Origin of the sequence: Bacillus sp. RE35, from assembly GCF_052146655.1 — a bacterium.
In the GTDB taxonomy this organism is placed as follows: Bacteria; Bacillota; Bacilli; order Bacillales; family Bacillaceae_G; genus Bacillus_A; species Bacillus_A cereus.
In genome coordinates this window covers 2,330,843-2,352,193 of the sequence record NZ_CP197377.1, presented here as the reverse complement: position 1 = coordinate 2,352,193, position 21,351 = coordinate 2,330,843, and the positions used below count along the sequence as shown (strand labels likewise).

The window sequence follows — 21,351 nt, the reverse complement described above, 5'->3', positions numbered from 1 at the left end:
TCTACTTTTCCGTTAATAAAATGGACTTCTCTTTTATTCCTTCAAATTCATTTAGTAGATACATAGCTATTTTTTCAACTGCAGGTGAATCTACTATTTCCTCATGTGATCCAGGGACTGAATACCTATTTACTCTACCTTTTAATAAAGGTCCCCAATCTGTAAACAACTCTTTTCCTTCCTCAGCACTAAAGTAGAGAACTTCTCCAGAGTATGGTATTAAATCATGCTCTGCCATTAAGTTCAGGCATTTCCTATGAGCATTGATAACTTGCTTCAAATTCATAAGATCTGCATCAGGCGGGAGTACTCCCTCCATAATTAATCGCTCCACAAGCATATCTTGTTTATGGATGAGGCCTTCTTCCTGCTCAGTAAAATCTCTAGGAATGAAATGCTCATATATATATGAGCGCATTTCTTCTCTTGTTTTATAGTCCTGCTCTGAAGGTACTTTAGTATCCATTAGTATCAACAACTCAACTTCCTCACCTTGATTCTTTAGTACAGTTGCGATTTTATAAGCAATTGCACCGCCTAAAGACCATCCTCCAAGACGATATGGACCTTCTGGCTGAACACGTTTTATTTCTTCGATGTAAAGTTGAATTACTTCCGGCAAAGTTAACTCGTCAATTTCTTTCTTTTCTATAAGAGGATTCTGTAAACCATAAAATGAACAATGGTTCTTAAGCAATCTTGCTAGTTGAATGTAACAGAATACATTCCCCATAAACGGATGAACGCAGAAGAAAGGTCTTTTCTCTGATTCTTGTAGTGGAACTAGCGCTGATACAGATTTTGTCATATCATGCTTATCACGAATAAGGCATGCGATTCCTTCCACTGTTGGATTCTTAATCATTGTAGACACCTTAATCTCTTTTCCAAACTTCTCCTTAATTTTTGAAATCAATTTAATTACAAGGAGAGAATGTCCCCCTCTATTAAAGAAATCATCATTTACATAGACATCTTCTATCTGTAACACATCCTGCCAGATTTTAATCAACTGATATTCAATTTCATCCCTTGGAATGATTGGTGTAGACAAATTATTTTCTCTTTGAATTGTTAAACTGTTCAATGCCTTTCGATCAACTTTTCCATTCGGTGTAAGAGGAATCTTGTCTACCTTTATAAAGTGTGCGGGAACCATATAATTCGGTACTTGTGTCTTGAGATATTCACGCCAGTCATGCATACTTCCATCTCCAACTACATAAGCAACCAATCTCTGCTCTCCTAATTTATCCTCTGTTACCAAAACTACTGCTTCTTTTACCAATGGATGCTTCTCTATACTCGCTTCAATCTCTTCAAGTTCAATACGAAAGCCCCTAATTTTCACTTGATTATCAATTCTTCTCAAGTAATCTAAATTACCATCAGGTAAATAACGAACCAAATCTCCCGTACGATATAAACGCTCTTCTTCATTAAATGGATGACGGATGAATCGCTCTGTTGTTAATTCTGGACGATTCAAGTATCCTCGCGCTATACCTGCACCACCAATATATAGCTCACCTGTTACACCAACTGGAACAGGTAACAAATTTTTATCTAATACATAAGTTTGAACGTTCGGCAACGGACGTCCAATTGTAACTCTCTTACTATCTGTTTCGATATGATAACACGTTGCATCAACCGTACATTCTGTAGGACCGTATACGTTATAAAAATCAATTTTTTCAGTCTCTACTAGCTGTTTCCATAATGACGGCATGATTGCTTCACCACCGACTAATATCTTACTTGGTACATGAACATCAGCACTTGTTTCTAGTAATCCTCCATCTATAAGTAATTGAAGTAATGAAGGTGTCATATCAAACATTTCCAATTTATTCTCCCTAATATAAGACACAAATCGTTCCGGATTAGTGCGAACTTCACTTGGGATAATATATAAACTTGAACCATACAGCAGCATTTGTAATTGCTGAATAGATACATCAAAGGCAATTGACGCATTCAAACCGACGCGCATATTACTAGGTATGTTATGTGAGAAAACTTCTTTTTGTAAACCATAGGAGAGGTTTATTACAGAATGGTGCTGTACTAAAGCCCCCTTTGGATTCCCTGTCGAACCAGAAGTATAGATAACATACGCTAAGTTTTCCCCTGTTACCTCACATATTGGTGAAAGTTTGCTTTCTTGAGAAAGCATTGCTTGATCCCTATCTAGGCAAACTGTCTTGATGTCTTTAGGTATCCATCCTAGTAATACCTCATTTGTAACTAACACTCTAATTCCCGTGTCTTCTAAAATATATTGCAGGCGGCTTTCCGGATTCGATGGATCTAATGGAACATAGGCTGCTCCAGCCTTCCAAATTCCCATGAGACCAACAACCATCTCAACTGAACGCTCAAAGCAAAGGCCAACTAATGACTCTGTCCCAATTCCACATTTCTGTAAATGATGGGCTAATTGATTAGCTCTTTCATTCAGCTCTCGATATGTTAGTTGCTGTTTTTCATCTACCACTGCCAACGCGTCAGGCGTACGATTTACTTGCTCTTCGAATAGTTGATGGATTGCATTCTCACGTGGATAGGATATAGTATTATTATTCCATTCTTCCAATAGCTTTCTTTGTTCAGCTTCCGTAATATATACTAGCTCCGATAGATTTTGATCAATGTTTTTGAGCATTTGCATTAACACTTGGTGTAAATGACCCAGCATTCGTTCAATGGTTACTCTATTAAACTTACTACGGTCATACATTAACTTTAACGATAACTGGATTCCTGGAACTACAGCTAACCCTAATGGGTAGTGGGTTTGTTCTACCCCTTCCAATTCACCAATTTCCAGATTTTCTGAAGACTCCTCTTTCACTGGATAATTTTCAAACACATATAAACTATTGAACAGCGGTATTCCTCTAGGAACTTCACTCCACCCCTGAATCTCTGTCAAAGAAGCATACTCATATTGTCTTCTTTCTATCTCTTCCTCTTGTATCTTCTGCAACCAATCTATTAATTTTATATCATCCATCAATTGAATTCGCGTCGGTGACGTTGTAATGAAAGGACCTACGATGTTTTCAACATCAATAATCTCCGTAGAACGCCCTGAGCTTGTTACACCAAAAACAATGTCATTTTCTCCACTATATCGGCTCATGAGATATGCCCATGCACCTTGAATTACTGTACTCAAAGTAAGTTTATTGCGTTTCGCCCATCCTTGTAACGCTTGAGTCTGCTCTTCTGATAAATACGTAACCTTCTCTGTGTAACCTTTTTCTTCCTCTTTACTTTCTAAGCCCAGCAAAGTTGGCGCAGTAAAACTTTTTAGCTTCTCTCTCCAGAATTGTTCCGCCTGCTCCTTATCTTGTTCTCTTAACCATTGGATATATTTCTTATATGGTGAGGACTTAGGTAACTTCACAGCTTCTCCATTCATTCTCTTCTGATAGACTGTAAGTAATTCATTAAATACTAATGGTAAACTCCATCCATCCAGTAAAATATGGTGATGGGTCCAAACAATCCGATATTCTTCCTCACCTTCTTGAATGACTGTTACCCGCATCAATGGTGCTTCATCAAATTGGAAGGCTTGTTTTCGATCTAATGCCAAAAAGACTTTTCTTTTTTCCTCTATCTCTTCACTTGTCATTGTACGCCAGTCTTCTTTGTTCACTTTAAATGGGATATTTTCATACACCACTTGTACAGGTTCTTCAATTTCGTCCCATACAAATGCTGTACGAAAAATTTCATGCCGCTGAATTACAGATTTCCACGCCTGCTCAAATGTAGAAATATTCATTTTCCCTCGAATCATAAAACTCAATTGCACTATATACGGTGCAACATGTTCATCCCCTTGGTCATGCAATGTGTGGAAAATCATACCTTCTTGCAAAGGTGATAGTGGATATAAATCAGTAATCTGATTGTTCTTTCCGCGATGCATTTTGTTTAGTACATTTGTCAAACCTTCTTGGCTAAGATTAGCCATTGCAAAATCCGAAATGGTCAGTGCAGATTCTCTATCTGAAAATTGAATCAATTTACTCAGTTGATATAGCATATTCTGTGCAATACTTTGAATCGTTGATTTGGCAAATTGTCCAACATTGTATACCCAAGTGAACTGAAGTTTTCCATCCGTTACAACCCCAATTACATCAATTACATGCGATCGCTTGGAACTGGCAGCATGATCTAAACGCTTAAATTCGTTCTCCGGAATAAACATTGCATCGCTAGAAAACATTTGGTCAAATTGTCCAAGATAGTTAAAACTAATAGACGGTGTATATTGGGAGCTTAATGGCTCACACATTGTTGTGTTCATGTAACGCAACACCCCATAATCAACACCCTTATTAGGAATTTTGCGAACTTGTTCTTTAACTGCTTTTAATGCTGCAATTGGGGTATTAGCACTAGTAATATTTAAATGAACTGGGTAAATACTTGTAAACCATCCCACAGTTCTCGATAAATCAACATCTTCAATAATCTCTTCTCGACCATGTCCCTCTAAATCTACGCTCAATATCGGCTGCCCCGTACATGCTGCCGTAGCTTGTACTAATGCTGCTAATAATACTTCATTGATTTGGACACGGTGAATGCTTAAAGTCTCTTGCAATAACATACGGGTCTCATTCTCATTTAACACCACAGTAATTTCCTCAGTTACTGCGCTTACTGGATTACTTATAGTACCATCTACCGGCAATTTAACTACGTCTTGTTCAGCCTGCTCCTCCCAGTAATGTAGCACTTCTTTTGATAGTCCAGTTTCAGCGTAATGATGTAATTTCTCCGACCATTCTTTAAAAGATGTACTCTTCATAGGTAATTGAATTTTCTGACCTTGGACTACTTGCGTATATGCTGTTTGCAAATCTTCCAATAAAATTCGCCAAGAAACACCATCCACGGCTAAATGATGAATTGTCCAAAATAATCGGCCAGCGTGCTCACCTTCATCAAAATACACCATTCTCATTAGCGGACCCTCATGTAAATTCAAACTTTCTTGTGCAACATTAATCTCTTTTTGAATAACCTGATGCCAATCCGCTTCCGGCACTTCGTCTAATGAAATGACAGTAAGCATCAATTGTTCTTCTATTCCTTCATTCCACTGTTTCCAAACCCCATTAGGTAAACGTTCATATCTTAAACGCAGAGCATCATGATGAAGTAGAAGGTTACCTGCCGCCTTTTCCAGTGATCCTATGTCCAATTTCTCTTTCGTTCTGAAGAACATGGATTGATTCCAATGATGTGGGTTAGGATGATTTTGTGCAAAAAACCTTTGCTGAATAGGTGTAAGTATCGTCTCTCCAGTTATAATTCCTTGTTCAGCTTGTACACCTTGTTCTTCTTTGACTACTTGCGCCAACTCAGCAATCGTTTGGTGTTCAAATATTTGTTTTGGTGTCAATTGTAAACCAGCTTGCTTCGCGCGCGCGACAATCTGAATGCTAAGAATTGAATCTCCACCAATTTCAAAGAAGTTATCATTCATACCAATACGTTTTGAACCTAGCACACGTTCCCAAATGATAGAAAGCTTATGTTCACGTTCATTTCTTGGGGCCACGTATCCTTCTTGTGTTCCTTGATAATCTGGTATAGGTAACGATTTCCGATCAATCTTTCCATTTATGGTTAGCGGTAATTCTTTCATTTCGACAAAGTAGGAAGGTATCATATGGATTGGCAGCTTTGTTTTAAGATACTCTCGCCATTCTTCTAAATTGCCTTCGCCCACTACATAAGCTACCAGCCTCTTATCTCCCGACTGATTTTCCCTAACCATTACAACTGCCTCTTTTACCAAGTCATGCTCTTGTAAAGTCGACTCAATCTCTCCAAGTTCAATTCGAAATCCTCTAATCTTCACTTGATTATCCATTCTTCCCAAGTAGTCTATATTACCATCAGGAAGATATCTCACAAGATCACCTGTTCTATATAACCTCTCGCCTTCTTTGAATGGATGAGAAATAAATCGTTCGGATGTTAACTCTGGACGATTCAAGTACCCCCTTGCTAGACCTGCTCCTCCGATATAAAGTTCCCCCATCACACCAACTGGAACTGGCAACCTATTTCTATCTAATACATAAGTTTGGATGTTAGGCAATGGACGCCCAATTGTTACTCTCTTACTATCTTTTTTGATATGATAGTATGTTGCATCAACCGTACATTCTGTAGGACCATATACATTATAAAACTGGATTTTATCAGTCTCTACTAGCTGTTCCCATAATGACGGCATAATTGCTTCACCACCAACCAGTACCTTACTTGGAACATGAACGCAATCGCACGTTTCTAACAATCCGACATCTATAAGTAATTGAAGCAATGAAGGTGTTATATCAAAGATTTCTAACTTGTTCTCCCTAATATAAGCTACAAACTGCTCCGGATCACTTCGTACTTCGCTTGGAATAATATACAAACTTGAACCATAAAGCAGCATTTGTAATTGCTGAATAGATGCATCAAAGGCAATTGACGCATTTAAACCGACATGCATGTTAGATGGTATCTCATGTTCGAAAACCTCTTTTTGTAAACCATGCGACAAGTTTATTACAGAATGATGCTGTATCAAGACACCCTTTGGGTTCCCCGTCGATCCCGAAGTATAGATAACATACGCTAGGTTTTCTCCTGTTACTTCACATTTTGGTGAAAGAATGCTTTCTTTTGAAATCATTGCCTGATCCCTATCTAGACAAACTGCCTTGACTTCTTTGGGGATCCAACCTTCTAATGACTCATTCGTAACTAATACTTGAATTTCAGTGTCCTCCAAAATATATTGTATGCGACTTTCTGGATATGATGGGTCCAATGGAACATATGCTGCTCCAGCCTTCCAGATCCCCATAATACTAACAATCATCTCAACTGAACGCTCAAAGCAAATTCCAACTAATGATTCAGTCCCAATCCCACATTGCTGAAGATAGTGGGCCAATTGATTAGCTTTTTCATTCAGCTCTCGATATGTTAACTGCTGTTTTTCATCTACCACTGCTACCGCATCAGGTGTACGATTTACTTGCTCTTCAAACAACTGATGAATCGTACTTTCCCGTAGATATGCTACAGCATTATTATTCCACTCTTCCAACTGTTTTTGCTGTAATCCTGATAATATAGGCAACTTAGCTAATGATTTATCAGGATTCTCCACGATTACATTCAACCAGTTTCCAAAATGTTCAGCCATGGATTCAATAGTTAAGCTGTCAAATAAATCAGTTCTATAAACAAAAGTAAGTAATAAACCCTCTTCCACTTCTGCAGCTGTTAAACTTAAATCAAACTTAGCGATTGGAGCATTACTTTCCATTACTTCTATATTTCTTCCATGTAGTTCTGGTAGCTTCTGTCCCGTATTTTGCAAAGTAAACATGGTTTGGAAAATCGGAGAATGGCTTGTATTTCGTTCAGGTTGGATAACCTCTACAATTTTCTCAAACGGAACATCTTGATACTCATACGCCTTCAATGCTTTTATCCGTACTTGAGATAACAACTCTTGAAATGCCGGTGCATTACTTAAATCAGCTCGATAAACCAAGGTGTTGACAAAGAAACCAATTAGCCCCTCAATTTCTCGATAATTTCGATTTGCAATTGGGCTGCCAACAATAATATCCGTTTGTCCCGTATAACGAGCAAGGAAACTTTGATACGATGCCAATAAGGTCATGAAAAGTGTGGCCCCTTCTTGACGACTTAGTTCGTTTAATTTATCCAGTAATGAGCGTGACAACAAAACATTATGAGTTAATCCATGATGGGTTTGCACTGGCGGACGCGGACGATCCATTGGCAACATTAAGACTGGTAACTCACCAGATAATTCTTCCTTCCAATATGCAAGTTGTTGATATAGTACTTCATCTTTCAACCATTCTCTTTGCCACTGAGCAAAATCGGCATATTGAACTGGTAGTGGTTCCAGCTCTGCTTGTTTTTCACCAATCGCATTCTCATAAAATGCCATCCATTCTTGAAGTAAGATTTCCATCGACCATCCATCTGAGATAATATGATGCATATTACACAGAAGAACCCATTCTTCTTCTGAAATTCTTATGAGTTTCCCACGGAACAATGGCCCTTGTTCTAAATCAAATGGAGATTCGACTTCAGTTTGAATCCATTGCTCCAACTTTCTTTCTCGCTCCTCTAATGAAAGCTTAGTTAAATCCATTTGGAGAAGCGGACGGAAAACGTACGGTTGAATCTGCTGCACAGGATAGCCATCCTCTTCATAAAATACAGTCCGCAAAGATTCGTGACGCTCTATCAACTGATTCCATCCCAACTCCAATGCTTCAGGTAACCAATTCCCTGTAAGGCGGCATGCCATTGGCATATTATAAAGTGCACTATTAGGTGCAAATTGATCAATAAACCATAAGCGCTGTTGGGCATAAGATAGTGGAATATTATTTCCGCGTTCCATCGGCACCAATGGTGGAATTTCTCGTTTTTCGCTCCCCTTACGTAACTGATCTATTCGTTTCGATAATGCCTCGACCGTTGAATATTCGAACAGTTCACGTACCGGTAATTTGATTTGAAAGACTTCCTGTAAGCGTGAGACCACTTGTGTAGCAAGTAGAGAGTGACCACCGAGCTCAAAGAAAGAATCCTGAACACCAATTTCTTTTATTCCTAGCACTTGACTCCACACTGAAGCGATAAGTTCTTCCAGCGGAGTTCGTGGGTATACAGTATTTTCGACGGATTGTTCACTAAGTATAGGCAATGCCTTCAAATCAAGTTTTCCATTCGGTGTAAGTGGTAAAAATTCCATCTCAATAAAGTTTGTTGGAACCATGTAATTAGGTAAATGTGTTTGTAGATGTTCTCGCCATTCATGTAAACTTCCTTCACCAACTACATAAGCTACTAATCTCTTGTTACCTTGATTATCCTCTCGTACCAATACAACTGCTTCCTTCACAGAAGAATGTGCCTGCAAAACAGCTTCTATTTCTCCCAATTCAATCCGAAAACCACGAATTTTCACTTGGTCATCTATACGTCCATGGAACTGGAGATTACCATCAGAAAGATAACTTGCTTTGTCTCCTGTATAATAGAGACGTTCTCCTGACTTGAAAGGATGTGGAATAAATTTTTCCTTTGTAAGATCCGGACGATTAGCATATCCACGTGCAAGACTCTTCCCTCCAATATAGAGATCTCCAATTACACCAATTGGTACTAGCTGAAGATGAGAATCTAACACATAAACTTCTGTATTCGCAATCGGTCGACCAATCGATGGCGTACCTGTTGTCACTCCTACAGGTACATAACAATCTGTGGTAACAACGGTATTTTCCGATGGACCATACTGATTAATTACCGCAAAAGGAATATCGTTAGATGGGTACTGCGTTAATTGATCCCCACCAGTAATGATAAAACGAAGATCCGTTTTATCTGGCCAAGATAATTTCAAGAGCCTTTCCAGAATAGGCGTAGGTGCAAAGCTAGCTGTTATTCGTGAATCGATGAGCCAGTCCCTTAGTGCTTCTGGATTAATTCTCAGTTCCTCTGTTGACAAGTAGAGTGCTGCACCAGCAGTTAGATACGGCCAAATCTCCTGGACAGCCGAATCAAAAGCAACCCCTGCAATCTGAGTCGCACGATCCTCTGCTGAAATATGATAAACTTCCTGATGCCAAGAAACCATATTCATTAATGAGCGATATTCAACCATGACACCCTTCGGTTTTCCTGTAGAACCAGAGGTATAGACAATATAGGCTAAGTTCTCTGGATTTATTTGACGTGTAGGTGCGATTACGCTTTCCATCGTTAATTCTTCTAACCTCACCATTTCGACGTGTGCGAAATGTCCTTCTTGTCCTTCCGCCGTCACTACAAATTGAATTCCTGCATCTTCAATCATGTATTCTAACCTTGATTTTGGATACAACGGATCTAAAACGACATAAGCTCCACCAGCTTTTAAAATGCCTAGTAAACTTGCCATCAGCTCAGCTGACCTCGAAAGATAAACTCCTACCACTGACTCTGGGGCTACTCCCTTTCGCTGTAAAACATTTGCCAACTGATTTGCTTGTGCATCCAGTTCACCATAAGTCCACTGTTTTGTTTGATCAACTACCGCAATCGCATCCGGACGCCTTGCTACTTGCTCCTCAAATCTGTCGCAAATAAGACCCTGATGAGACATTTCCATTACAGTGTCATTCCATGTTTCTAATAACAAAGTACGCTCGGGTTCTGATAGCATGCTCAGGTCATGCAACGGATTTTGTGGGCGATAAGAAACTTCATGTAGCCATTTCTCAAAGTGTCCTGCCATCCGTTCAATAGTAGTAGCATTGAATAAATCCTTATTATACTCAAAAGTAAAAAGTAATCCCTCTTCCGTCTCAACTGCCATTACACTTAAATCAAACTTTGCAATTGGACTATAGCTTTCTATCATTTCAATACTTCTACTAGACAACACCGGTAATTCTTGTTTCATATTTTGCAAGATGAACATAGTCTGGAAGATTGGCGAATGACTTGTACTTCGTTCCGGTTGCACAACTTCTACAATTTTTTCAAATGGAATATCTTGATATTCATACGCCTTCAATGCCTTTTGACGAACCTGATACAGTACATCTTGAAATGTCGGCCTACCACTCAAATTAGCTCGATAAACCAGCGTGTTAACGAAGAAACCAATTAGTCCTTCAATTTCTCTATAATTTCGATTCGCAATTGGGCTTCCGACCAGAATATCTTCTTGTCCCGTATAACGAGATAGAAAACTTTGATATGCAGCTAAAAGCGTCATGAAGAGTGTAGCCCCTTCTTTTCGACTAAGTTCATTCAATTTATCATGTAGCGTGCTTGGCAGAACCATAGTGTATGTCGACCCGTGATGAGTTTGTATTGCGGGACGCGGGCGATCCACAGGAAGTTGGAGTACAGGAAGCTCCCCAGACAATTCTTCCCTCCAATATTGGAGTTGTTGATCAAGCACCTCCTCCTTTAGCCATCCTTTTTGCCACTGAGCAAAGTCGGCATATTGAACCGGTAATGGTTCAAGTTCCGCTACCTTTCCATCCGTTGCTTTCTCATAAAATGCCATCCATTCTTCAAGTAGGATTCCCATTGACCATCCATCTGAAATGATATGATGTAGAGTACAAAGGAGTATCCATTCTTCCTCTCCCACATGCAAAATACTTGTCCTGATTAATGGACCCTCTGTTAAATCAAATGGCACTTCTGTTTCTTGTTGAATTAAACGTTTAACTTCTTCTTCTTGATCTTCAGAAGAAAGCATAGTTAAATCCGTTTTCGGAATTGATTGAAAAGCATACGGTTCAATTTGCTGTACGGGTTGACCGTTCACTTCGTGAAAGACCGTCCGCAGTGATTCATGACGTTCTATTAGTTGATTCCATCCCGTTTCCAATGCTTCAAGTAGCCAATTCCCTGTAAGGCGACATACCATTGGCATATTGTAAAGGGCACTATTAGGTGTAAATTGATCAATGAACCATAAGCGTTGTTGGGCATAAGATAGTGGGATAGCTTCTCCTCGTTTCATTGGTATTAGCGGCGGAATCTCTCGTTTTTTATCTCCTTTACGTAACTGATCTAATCGCTTTGCCAGTGACTCCACCGTTGTATATTCAAATAGTTCACGTACTGGTAATTCGATTTGAAAAATTCCCTGTAAACGTGACACTACTTGAGTAGCTAGTAGTGAATGACCACCGATTTCAAAAAAGGAATCCTGAACACTAATATTTTTTATTCCTAACACTTGACTCCAAACGGAAACGATAAGCTCCTCCACTGGTGTTCGTGATGAAGTAATATCTTCACTTATGAACTGTTCTTCTAATTCCAGTAAGGCTTTCCGATTCACCTTACCATTTGGAGTGAGTGGCATACCTTCAATTTTGAAAAAGTATGCCGGAACCATATAATGTGGCAGTTGCTTCTTGAGATATTCACGCCACTCTCCAGTATCCCCTTCACCCACTACATAAGCTACTAACTGCTTATCTCCTGGTCGATCTTCCTTCACCAACACGACTGCCTCTTTTACAGATGAGTAATCATGTAAAGCTGCTTCAATTTCTCCCAATTCAATTCGGAATCCTCTAATTTTAACTTGGTTATCTATTCTTCCAATATATTCTAAGTTACGATCATTCATATATCTCACCAAGTCACCCGTTCGATATAATCGTTCCCCGTCCTTAAAAGGATGCGAAATAAAACGTTCAGTAGTTAAATCCGGTCGATTGAAGTAGCCACGTGCCAATCCTACTCCTCCAAGGTAAAGTTCCCCTGCCACACCAATCGGGACGACTTGTTGATATTGATCTAGCACATACAACTCTGTATTATCAATCGGACGACCAATCGGAATAAGCATTGCTTCTTTTTCTAAATCACAATCATAATAAGTCACATCCACAGTTGCTTCAGTAGGACCATACAAGTTAATTAACTTTGTTTGCTGAGCATTGTAAAAGATCCCCTTAAACCGGCGAACCTGCTCAGTGTTTAACGCTTCTCCACTAGTAAAAACTTGAATTAAAGACGAGACATCCCTTTTCGAATTATATAGTTCCATATAATCTAAGAAAGTAGATAACATCGACGGAACAAAGTGCATGGTGGATACACGGTATCGTTCAATATACTCCTCAATCACCGCAGGATCTTTCTCTCCTCCTGGTGGAAGTAAACAAACACGTGCTCCTACAAATGACCACCAAAATAATTCCCAGACAGAAACATCGAACGAAAACGGTGTCTTTTGTAGGATTGTATCCTCCTCGGACAATGGATATTTTTTCTGCATCCACTGTAGGCGATTGATAACGGAATGATGTTCAATCATTACCCCCTTTGGATTTCCCGTCGAACCCGAAGTGTATATGATATAGGCTAAGTTATTTGCTGTTACTCCACTTACCGGAGCTAAATTACTCTCTTTAGAAATCATCACTTGATCCCGGTCTAAACAAATTGCTTGAATATCTTTAGGTAACCAGTCCTGTAGTGTTTCTTTTGTTAACAGCACTTGAATTTGTGAATTCTCCAAAATATATCTCAGGCGGTTTTCGGGATAACTTGGGTCCAGTGGGACATAAGCCCCACCTGCCTTCAAAATCCCAAAGAGACCGATAATCATATCAGGAGAACGTTCAATACATATACCGACCAATGATTCAGGTCCGATACCTCGTTTTTGTAGAAAACGTGCCAATTGATTCGATTTTTCATTAAGTTCTTGATACGTTAGCTTTCCACCCTCATAAACTACCGCCACTGCATCAGGTGTCCGTGCAACTTGCTGCTCAAATAGCTCATGAATCATACAATCATGACCATAAACTACGTCCGTATCATTCCATTCTTCTAGGAGTTGTTTTTGCTCATTATCCGATAACATTGACAGCTTTGTAAATGATTCATCTGGATGATACGTGATTTCATTTAGCCAGTTCTCAAAATGTCCTGCCATACGTGCAATGGTACTACTATCAAATAAATCCGTGTTGTATTCAAATGAGACGAATAGACCTTCTTCCACTTCATAGGCAGTTAAGCTCAAATCAAATTTAGCAATAGACATATTACTTTCTACCATTTCAATACTTCTATCAGGCAAATCTAGTCGTTCTTGTTTTATATTCTGTAGCGTAAACATGGTCTGAAATATAGGGGAATGACTCATGCTTCGTTCAGGTTGCACAGCTTCTACTACTTTTTCAAATGGTATATCTTGATATTCGTAAGCTTTTAACGCCTTTTTCTTTGTTTGGTTCAAAATCTCTCGAAAAGTAGGGGTGCCACTCAAATCTGATCGATAAACCAACGTATTAACAAAGAAACCAATTAATCCTTCTACTCCCTTATGGTTTCGATTTGCAATCGGACTACCAACTAGAATATCTTTTTGTCCCGTATAACGAGCAAGAAAGCTCTGGTATGCGGCCATTAAAGTCATAAATAAAGTAGATCCTTCTTGTCGACTTATATCCTTCAATTGACTGAGCAATTTATAAGGAAAAATTACATGATGCGTAGCCCCAGAGTAAGTCTGTTTAACCGGTCGAGGTCGATCCACTGGCAGTTGTAAGATAGGAAGTTCACCAGACAATTCTTCCTGCCAATACGTAAGCTGACGATTTAGCACATCACCTTGCAACCACTCCTTTTGCCACTTCGCAAAGTCTGCATATTGAATGGATAGTGAACTTAATTTAGCATGATTTCCGCCCGTTTCTTCTTCATAGAAAGCAAGTAATTCATTCATGAATATACCAATGGACCAAGCATCAGAAATAATATGATGCATCGTACACAGTAATAACCATTCATCCTTCTCTAATTGAACAAGCTGATTACGAATTAAAGGACCATTCATTAAATCAAATGGTTCTTGCGCTTCTCTCGCAATTAAACTATCTACCTCTTTTTCTTTTACTTCTAGAGGAAGTTGAGAGTAATATCTTACAGGTAATGCTCTAGGAAGGAATTCGACAATTTGTTGCACGGGTTGTTCTCCTACTTCTTTAAAAACAGTTCGTAATGATTCATGGCGTTCAATGAGTCGATTGAATCCCTTTTCTAATGCTTCAGGTATCCAATTTCCTTTTAGATGCCATACTGTTGGAATATTATATAAAGAACTGTTTGGATTAAATCTGTCCATAAACCACAAGCGTTGTTGTGCATAAGACAACGGGAGTGCTTCTTTATTCTCCTTTTTTTGCATTTGCTTCTGAAGCCATGCTCTCTTCTCAGGAGAAAGTGAACTCAGCTTTGCAAGTAAATCACTTCTCATTTTTTTACCCCTTCCTCAATCAAATTACTCTCGAATATCCCTTGTGCTTCTTCCTCTGATAGCTCCTCTAATTGCTTAAGTAGTTCCAATAATTCTTCATCATTACTGACTTCTGCTTCTTTTTGAACATAGTCTTGAAGACTTACATTCTCCTTACTATCATTCTGCATTTCTTGATTTTTGTTATCGAGCAATTGATCAATCTGTTCTGCCAATTGCTGCACCGTATGAAACATAAATAAATCATGCAATGGTATCTCGATTCCAAAAGCCTCTTTAAGATTGGAAACAGCTTGCGTAGCGAGTAGTGAATGGCCACCAATTTCAAAAAATGAATCTTGAATTCCGATGTTTTCCATACCTAAAACTTCATGCCATATCGAAACGATTGTTTTTTCCGTAGACGTACGAGGAGCAATATAACCACTTGCTATCTCCTGTCTCTCTGGTGCTGGTAAGGCCTTCCTATCAATTTTCCCATTAGGAGTGAGTGGAAATGCATTTAATCCAACAAAATAGGCTGGAATCATATAATTTGGTAGTTGATCCTTGAGATAATCACGCCACTTTTGAGCATCCCCGTCTCCTACAACATAGGCGATCAAACGCGGATCGCCAGGATAATCTTCCTGCACCATCACAATAACTTCGTTAACCAGTGTATGCCTTTGTAATGTCGCTTCAATTTCTCCTAGTTCAATCCGGAACCCACGAATTTTCACTTGATGATCGATTCGTCCAACATACTCCAAATTTCCATCTGGTAAATACCTTACTAGATCTCCAGTCCGGTATACTCGCTCTCCTTCTTTAAACGGATGCGGTATAAAACGATCTTGCGTTAAGTCAGGGCGGTTTAAATATCCACGCGCTAACCCTGATCCACCAATGTATAGCTCACCAACTACACCAATTGGAACCATTTTTTGTTCGGCACTCAGTACATATACTTCTGTATTGAATATTGGTTTACCAATTGGTGGTACCCTATGCATGTCACACTTTTCTAATTCCATATACGTGGAATACGTAGTATCTTCGGACGGTCCATATAGGTTGTACACCTTTTCGATCGTACTTCTCTCGTATAAATCTTGAACAAGCGAATATGGCAATGGTTCTCCAGCCAAATTCATCACCTTTACCGAAGAAGGGATTGTTTTTGCTCGAACCAGTTCCTTCGCTGCCGATGGTACAGTATTAACCAAAGTTACACCTTTGGTAGACAACTTCTCTAGATGTAGAGCATTTTCAGTGACAATCACCTTACCACCCATCGTTAAGGGAACAAATACTTCAAAAACGGATAAATCAAAAGATAGCGAAGTTGAAGCTAACACTCCCGCTAATTCCTTTCGGGAATACGTATGATGCGCCCAATGAATCATTGTTACTGTATTCCTGTGCTCAATCATTACTCCCTTTGGATTTCCAGTGGAACCTGAAGTATAGATAATATAGGCTAAGTTATCGCCCGTCACTTCACTCGTACATACCGTAGTTACTTCTTGTTCTATTTCTGCTCGATTACTATCAATACAAATCACGTTGACGAATTTAGGTATAACCATTTTTTGTTGTAACTTTTCCTGTGTCACCAGTACCTTTATTTGAGCATCTTCTAAAATGTACTGTAGTCGACTTTCCGGATACGCTGGATCAATTGGGACATATGCTCCTCCCGCCTTCATAATTCCTAAGAGACCGACAATCATCTCAGATGAACGTGTGACGCAAATCCCAACTAATGATTCGCATGTTACACCATTTTTTTGTAAATAATGTGCCAACTGATTCGAGCGTTCGTCCAACTCTCGATATGTTAGTTCTTCATCTTCGCACACTACTGCAATTGCTTCTGGTGTTTTTTTCACCTGTTCTTCAAACATTGTATGAATCGTACTTTCTTCCATATCTATAACACGCGATTTATTCCATTCCTCTAGTAGTTGCTTATATTCTACTTTCGATAACATATTCAGTTCTGATAATACACCTTTTGGATGAGAGACAATTTGATTTAACCAATGCTCAAAATGACTTGCCATACGTTCAATGGTTGTATCATCAAACAAATCAGTATTGTATTCAAAGGTTAGTGATAATCCTTCTTCCGTCTCAGTAACAAATAAACTCAAATCAAATTTCGCTACAGAAGCATGGCTTTCCATGAGTTCCATTTGTCTTTCAGATAGCTGAGGAAATTCTTGCTTCGCATTCTGTAAAGTAAACATAGTTTGGAATATTGGTGAATGACTTGTATTCCGTTCCGGCTTTACGGATTCTACCACTTTCTCAAATGGGATGTCCTGATACTCGTATGCTTTTAGTGCTTTTTTTCTTACCTGCGACAAAAGTTCTTGGAACGACGGATTTTCACTGAAATCAGCTCGATAAACCAACGTATTTGCAAAGAAACCTATTAATCCCTCAATCTCTTTCACATTTCGATTAGCGATTGGGCTTCCAACCAAGATGTCATCCTGTCCTGTATAACGAGAAAGGAAGCTTTGATACGCTGCCATCAATGTCATAAATAAAGTGCATCCTTCTTGCAGACTTAAATCTTTGAGCTTTTCCTGTAGGGAATTCGCCACTATTAAGGACTGACTTGCACCACGATGGGTTTGAACTGCAGGTCGAGGACGATCCATCGGTAATTGTAAAACCGGTAGTTCCCCAGATAATTCTTCCTTCCAATATTGAAGGTGCTGATTCAAATTTTCTTCTTTTTGCCATTCCTTCTGCCACATGACAAAATCTGCATATTGGATAGATAATTCCTTCAATTCCGCCGGTTTGCCGCTTAATGCTCCTTCATAAAAAGCCATCCATTCTTCAAGTAAGATTCCCATTGACCATCCATCTGAAATAATATGATGCATCGTACAAATGAGAATCCATTCTTCCCTGTCCACTTTCAATATTCGTGTTCGAATCAGAGGATCTTGTCCAAAATGAAATGGTTCCTCAGCTTCGTTTTGAATGAGCCGTTTCATTTCTCTTTCCCTATCTTCCAAAGAGAGATCTGTTAGATTCGTTTGAGGAATATGTCTGAATACATGAGATTGAACTTGTTGAAAAGGTTCACCCTCTTGTTCTAGAATTATCGTCCTTAATGATTCATGACGCTCCAACAATTGATTCCATCCGGCCTCCAATGCTTCAATTGACCATTCACCTGTTAAGCGACACGCTGCATGAATATTGTACATAGCACTATTTGGCATTAATTGATCAATAAACCATAGACGTTTCTGCGCATAGGAAAGTGGGATAATTTCTTCTCGTTTCATAGGTACAAGGGGAGCAACCTCTCGTTTTTTATCTTCTTTTCGTAACTGATCCACCCGTTTCGCCAATGCTTCCACTGTATCGTGCTTGAAAAGTTCACGTAATGGAATTTTAATTTGGAACAGTTCTTGCAATCGAGAGACAATTTGAGTAGCAAGTAGTGAGTGCCCACCACGTTCAAAGAAGGAATCTTGAATACCAATATTTTCTGTTCCTAACACTTGGCTCCAAACCGAGGCAATAAGCTCTTCCGATGGCGTCCGAGGTAGCACATTTAAATCTTCAATAGCTTGCTCATCAGGTGCTGGCAAGGCCTTTCGGTCAATTTTCCCATTCGGAGTAAGCGGGAAGTGTTCTAACTCTATAAAGTGCGCTGGAATCATATGATTCGGTAATTGGTTTTGTAAATACTCTCTCCACTCTTGGGTATTTCCATCGCTTATTACATATGCAACCAATCGTTGATCACCTGGACGATCTTCTCTAACTAATACGACAGCCTCTTTAATAAACGAACATTTTTCTAAAGTGGCTTCAATTTCTCCTAATTCAATCCTAAAACCACGCATTTTGACTTGATGATCCATTCTACCTATAAATTCTATATTTCCATCAGTTAGATATCTTACTGAATCTCCTGTTCGATATAGTCGTTCCCCCAATCGAAATGGGTGCGAAATGAATTTTTCAGTAGTAAGATTCTGACGATTTAAGTATCCACGCGCTAAACCAGCACCACCAATATATAACTCACCCTCAGTTCCTATTGATTGCAAGCGTTGATTTTGGTCTAATACATATAATTGCGTGTTCTGTATTGGCTGCCCAATAGAAACAAATTCTTGATTAGGCTGAATATCAAATGCATTCACATAAATAGTGGCTTCAGTTGGTCCATAAAAGTTGGTTAATTTCACTTGTCCACTATAATTCCATTTCTGTTGAAATCGTCTAACTAACCCTGAACTTAGTTCTTCTCCACCAGAAAATACATGGCGTACGGACGAACAATTCATGTTCATTTCAATATGATTGAAGTGATCTAAGAAAACAGATAACATCGAAGGTACAAATTGAACTATAGTAACCTGATGTTGTTTAATCACTTCAGCTATAATAGAAGGATCTTTTTCTCCACCTGGAGGTAGGAAAGATACACTTGCACCAACGTGAATGCCCCAAAACAATTCCCAAACAGAGACATCAAATGAGAATGGCGTTTTCTGCAAGACCACATCCTTTTCAGAGAGCGGATATTTATGTTGCATCCATTCTAGATAATTAATTACTGAATGATGCTCAATCATTACTCCCTTTGGATTCCCTGTAGATCCTGAAGTATACATAACATACGCTAAATTTTCTCCTGTTACACCACTTATACATGGGGTTGTTTCTTCTTTTTCAATTGCAGTATAATCTTTATTCATACAAATCGTTTCAATATTTTCAGATACAAACAAATTTTTAGAATTCTCTTCCGTCACTAGTACTTCGATTCCAGCATCCTCTAATATATATCGAAGTCGACTCTCTGGATAAGTAGGGTCAAGTGGAACATACGCTGCTCCTGATTTTAGAATACCTAATAACGCTATCATCATTTGTAATGAACGTTCCATATATACCCCAACTAGAGACTCTGGGCCTACACCATGCTTTTGTAAATAATGAGCTAGCTGATTTGCACGCTTCTCCAACTCTTTATAGGTAATTTGTTCATTTTCGTAACTAGCCGCGATTGCTTCCGGTGTTTTTTTAACTTGCTCCTCAAACATCGTATGAATCATGCCTTCAGCCGAATAATTAACTTGAGTATGATTCCATTCCTCTAGTAACTGTATCTGTTCTTCTTCTGTTAAATGAGTAATTTCAAATAGTTTTGAATCTAGGCTCTTCGTCATCTGAATTAATATTTGCAATAAGTGATTCTGAATCCGATTTATTGCTTCTTCATTAAAATAGCTTCGATCATACATCAACTTTAAAGTAATTTTCTTACCGGGCATTACAATGAGTGTTAAAGGATAATTTGTTTGTTCCGTGCTTGTAACATCTAGTAATCTTAAATCATCATTTCTCTCACCTTGAATTGGATAATTTTCAAACACATACAAGGTATGAAATAAGGAGCTATTTCGCGGAACCTCACTCCAGCCTTGAATATCTATCAACGAATTATACTCATACTGTCTTCGTTCCATTTCTTTCATTTGTATTTTACGAAGCCAATCTACTACTGATGTATTATCCGCTAATCGAATTCTGGTAGGCAATGTGTTAATAAATAGCCCGACCATATTCTCTGCTCCTATTAAATCAGTAGGACGTCCAGCGCTAGTTACGCCAAATACGACGTCACTGTCACCGCTATACCTACTCATCAAATAAGCCCATGCACCTTGTACTAACGTATTCAACGTTAATCGACTATTTCGTACCCACTCTTGTAAATTCTCAGTAAGTTCCTCAGATACTTGATAAGCAAACTCCCCATAACCCTTCTCTTGTCCTTGATCCTTTCTTTCCATTGCTAATGGAGTAGGTGCATAGAACCCTTTTAATTCTTCTTTCCAAAATTCCTCTGCTTGACTTTGATCTTGTTTATTTATCCATTGGATATATTTTTTATAAGGAAGAGATTTAGGAAGATTCAACAATTCTCCCTTTATCATCTTGAGATAAACTTCCATCACTTCACTAAAGACCAATGACACACTCCATCCATCTAGTAAAATATGATGATGTGTCCAAATAATTCTCGTTTCCCCTTCTGCTTCTTTAATCGCAGTGACTCTCATCAATGGTGCTTCATCCAATAAAAATCCTTTGCTACGATCTGCAGTCAAAAACTGGTGTAATTTCTTCTCCTTCTCCTCATGCGAATGGGTACTCCAATCCTCTTGATGAATAGTAAAAGGAAGACGTTCGTAAACTGCTTGTAGAGGTTTTTCTACTTCCTCCCAAACAAATACTGAGCGCAGAACCTCATGTCGTTGAATAACATATTCCCAAGCTTTTTCAAAAGTAGCAACATCCAATTGCCCCCCGAGCAAGAAACCTACTTGTACAATATAGGAAAAAGAATATTCATCATCTTGATCGTATAAAGTATGAAACAGTATTCCTTTTTGCAAAGGTGATAAACCATATATATCAATAACGTCTCCCAT

2 protein-coding genes are annotated in these 21,351 nt (G+C 38.8%); both read right to left on the bottom strand.

Features of this window, described 5'->3' with window-relative positions; genetic code table 11:
* Position 1 precedes the first annotated feature (1 nt).
* A complete protein-coding gene (locus tag ACTL4X_RS12120; protein ID WP_086692357.1) occupies positions 2 to 14,884 on the bottom strand; it encodes a non-ribosomal peptide synthetase in 14,883 nt (4,960 codons plus the stop codon).
* Positions 14,881 to 21,351, bottom strand: coding sequence for a non-ribosomal peptide synthetase (locus ACTL4X_RS12115; protein WP_033696293.1), 6,471 nt, complete (start codon positions 21,349 to 21,351; stop codon positions 14,881 to 14,883). The genes ACTL4X_RS12120 and ACTL4X_RS12115 overlap by 4 nt, the downstream gene beginning before the upstream one ends.

Excerpts from the sequence above, each read along its gene's own strand:
- ACTL4X_RS12120 (WP_086692357.1), bottom strand. The coding sequence starts at position 14,884 with ATGAGAAGTGATTTACTTGCAAAGCTGAGTTCACTTTCTCCTGAGAAG.
- ACTL4X_RS12115 (WP_033696293.1), bottom strand. The coding sequence starts at position 21,351 with ATGGGAGACGTTATTGATATATATGGTTTATCACCTTTGCAAAAAGGA.